The organism is Geobacillus proteiniphilus (assembly GCF_001908025.1).
In the GTDB taxonomy this organism is placed as follows: Bacteria; Bacillota; Bacilli; order Bacillales; family Anoxybacillaceae; genus Geobacillus; species Geobacillus proteiniphilus.
Genome location: NZ_MQMG01000097.1, coordinates 1 through 3,115, shown reverse-complemented (window position 1 = coordinate 3,115; position 3,115 = coordinate 1). Strand labels below are relative to the sequence as shown.

Annotated in this window: 3 protein-coding genes; all 3 read left to right on the top strand. The window is 52.3% G+C overall.

What is annotated here, in order from left to right; translation table 11 throughout:
- The first annotated feature begins 151 nt into the window (after nt 1–151).
- On the top strand, nt 152–715 hold the full coding sequence (locus BRO54_RS20710) for a DUF6431 domain-containing protein (RefSeq protein WP_074044832.1): 564 nt from the start codon (nt 152–154) through the stop codon (nt 713–715).
- A gap of 142 nt (nt 716–857) precedes the next feature.
- Nucleotides 858–2,108: an IS481 family transposase gene (locus tag BRO54_RS18525; RefSeq protein ID WP_042382862.1), complete on the top strand. Its 1,251-nt coding sequence runs from the start codon at nt 858–860 to the stop codon at nt 2,106–2,108.
- Nucleotides 2,101–2,901 (top strand): ExeA family protein, encoded by an 801-nt coding sequence (locus BRO54_RS18520; protein WP_042382865.1) that lies wholly within the window; start codon nt 2,101–2,103, stop codon nt 2,899–2,901. The genes BRO54_RS18525 and BRO54_RS18520 overlap by 8 nt, the downstream gene beginning before the upstream one ends.
- The last annotated feature ends 214 nt before the right edge of the window (nt 2,902–3,115 follow it).

Genomic DNA, 3,115 nt, shown 5'->3' with positions numbered 1-3,115 from the left:
TGTAAATTATCATTTTATTTCAGCACAAAACGCCCATTTTTTTGCACATTCTTTCAGAAAGCCCTCTCCCCTTTTCTGAAGGAATGTGCTAAATTTTTTGTGAATTGTTTCGGACAAAGATTTCCATTCGTTTCAATGAGGGGGAGGAAGTGTGATCCAGTTTCACGACTTTGGCATTGACATTCAAACGTATACGGATCGTGGGAAAGGGAACGATTTTCCCGACGTGAACCAATGCCCCCACTGTCCATCCCGCCGCCCCTTGCATCGTCACGGATACTACCAACGCTATGCGTTGACGGCAGAGGGGGAGTATCACCTTTGGATCGCACGATATCGCTGTCAAGAGTGTCGCAAAACCGTGAGTGTGCTGCCTTCTTTCCTCCTCCCGTATGTTCAATATACACGATCGGTTATTTGGCAAGCGGTCAAAGCATGGTTCGAAACGCCAAGGCAAGGAGCGAAGACCAAACAGGTTGTTTTTCCCACCAAGGAGGTCATCTTGTTTTATGTCCGACGATTTTTACGGAATCTCTCTCGCTTGCATCACGCGGCGGCGAGAAGGTGGGGGATCATCGGCCCTGTAGGGAACGCAAGAACAGAACGGGCGGTTTGGTGGATGCAGACCTTGGAGGGACGGGGGGTGGGCTCGATCATCCAAGACCTGTGGACAAACGAGAGGTGGCATCCGTTTGCGGATCAAATTGCTTCCTGATTTTCTACTTAACACCAAAAATGGAGATGGTTGATGTTCCCACAAACCCTTCCTCTCGACGAATCTCGAGCCGTTTCGTAAGATAGGGGGTAGAGGGGACCGGGACGGTCCAACATCACAGGGAGACAGGGAGGAGATCCAGATGGATGAATCGATGAGACACGACATCGCGCTGTTTCGGTACGGGCTGATCGCTCCGTTGGTGAATGGCCAGGTGGAGCCCAAAGCGTATTTGAATGAGGTGGGCGGGCGAGTGCACTCGATTCCCCATCAAGGGGACAAACCCATTGCGGCGAAGACGATTCTGGATTGGTGCGCCCGATACAAAAAAGGGGGCTTCGACGCCTTGAAGCCGAAGCGCCGTTCGGACCGCGGCCGCTCCAGACGTCTGTCCCCCGATGATGAGGATCATATTCTAGCATTGAGGAAGGAACATCCCACCATGCCCGTGACCCTATTCTACGAACAACTCACCAAGCAGGGGGACATTCCCACCACCCTCTCATACTTTACTATATACCGATTGTTGAAAAAACACAACCTGGTGGGAAAAGAAATCTTGCCGATGCCGGAGCGAAAGCGTTTTGCGTATGACCAGATCAATGAGCTATGGCAAGGGGACTTATCCCATGGACCCACGATTCGCGTCCATGGGAAAGCCCAGAAAACGTTTTTGATCGCGTATATCGATGACTGCTCGCGGTTAGTGCCATATGCCCAATTTTTCCCTTCGGAGAAGTTTGACGGGCTGCGGATCGTCACGAAGGAAGCGGTGCTTCGTTGCGGGAAGCCGAAACGCATTTACTCGGACAACGGGAAAATTTATCGGTCCGAGGTGCTGCAGTATGCGTGCGCCGAGATGGGGATTACACTCATCCACACCCAGCCGTATGACCCGCAAAGCAAGGGAAAAATCGAACGGTTCTTCCGCACCGTACAGACACGGTTTTATCCGCTGTTGGAGCTGAATCCGCCGAAGTCGCTTGATGAGTTGAACGAGCGTTTTTGGAAGTGGCTTGAAGAAGAGTATCATCGAAAACCGCACGCCTCACTGGACGGAAAAACGCCGCATGAGGTGTTTCAATCGCAAGTGCATCTCGTGTCGTTCATCGAAGATGGCGATTGGCTGGATGCGATTTTTCTGAAACGGGAGCACCGCAAGGTGAAAGCCGATGGCACGATCACCCTGAATAAACAGCTATACGAAGTGCCGCCTCGGTTCATTGGGCAATCGATTGAGCTCCGCTATGACGAACGAGGCGTCTATGTGTACGAAGATGGCAAACGGGTGGCGGAAGCCATTCGGGTGCGTTTGGAGGACAATGCCTATGTGAAGCGCCACCGGTCGCCGTTTGCGGCGGTTTCGGCGAAGGAGGGCGAACAGGATGTATAAAACGTTTTATTCCCTCTCGCGGGAGCCGTTTGCGAAAGAAACCGACCCGTCCGAGGCGTATCAAGGGGCGGCGTTTCAAGAAGCGCTGCGGGCGCTGGAGTACGTGAAACGAACCCGGGGGATCGGGCTGTTGATCGGAGAGCCGGGGGCGGGCAAGACGTTCGCCCTTCGGGCGCTGAAAGAGTCATTGAATCCATCATTGTATCATGTCGTCTACTTTCCGTTATCCACCGGAGGCGTGATGGATTTTTACCGTGGACTGGCCTTGGGATTAGGAGAGGAACCGAAGTACCGCAAGGTAGATCTCTTCCGCCAAATCCAGCAGGCGATCGAGCGATTGTATCATGAACGACGGATCACGCCGGTGTTCATTTTGGACGAGATGCATTTAGCAAAGGATGCATTTTTACAGGACATCGCCATCTTGTTCAACTTTGAGATGGATTCGACCAACCCATTTGTCTTGATTTTGGCCGGGCTGCCCCATTTACAGGGGAAGCTGCGGCTCAATCAGCACCACCCTCTCGACCAACGGATCATCATGCGATACCGGATGGGGCCGATGGAGAGGGAAGAGGTGGCGGGCTACATCGAGCATCGGATGAAACAGGCCGGGGCGAAGCATCCGATCTTCACTCCATCGGCGTTAGAGGCAATTGCCCTGCAGTCGCGGGGATGGCCTCGGGTGATCAACACGTTGGCCACGACGTGCCTGTTATACGGGTATCAGCTGAAAAAGGACGCCATTGACGAAGAAGTGGTGCGCATGGCCGCAGAGGAAATGGGGTATTAGCACGAAAGGGGCCGAATCGGCCTCTTTTGTGCTTTCACTTTTCCATTTTCCATCGGTCCATCAGGCGCGCTGGAAATCTTCATCTGAAAGAGCGTGCAAACGTTCCGAAAGAATGTGCAAAATCCGGAACAATCCGCAAAAATTTTGCACATTATTTCAGAATCCATCTGAAATAATTTGAAAAAGGGATTCTGAAATAATGTGCTAGTTTACA

Coding starts and splice junctions, on each gene's coding strand:
- BRO54_RS18525 (WP_042382862.1), top strand. CDS start 858: ATGGATGAATCGATGAGACACGACATCGCGCTGTTTCGGTACGGGCTG.
- BRO54_RS18520 (WP_042382865.1), top strand. CDS start 2,101: ATGTATAAAACGTTTTATTCCCTCTCGCGGGAGCCGTTTGCGAAAGAA.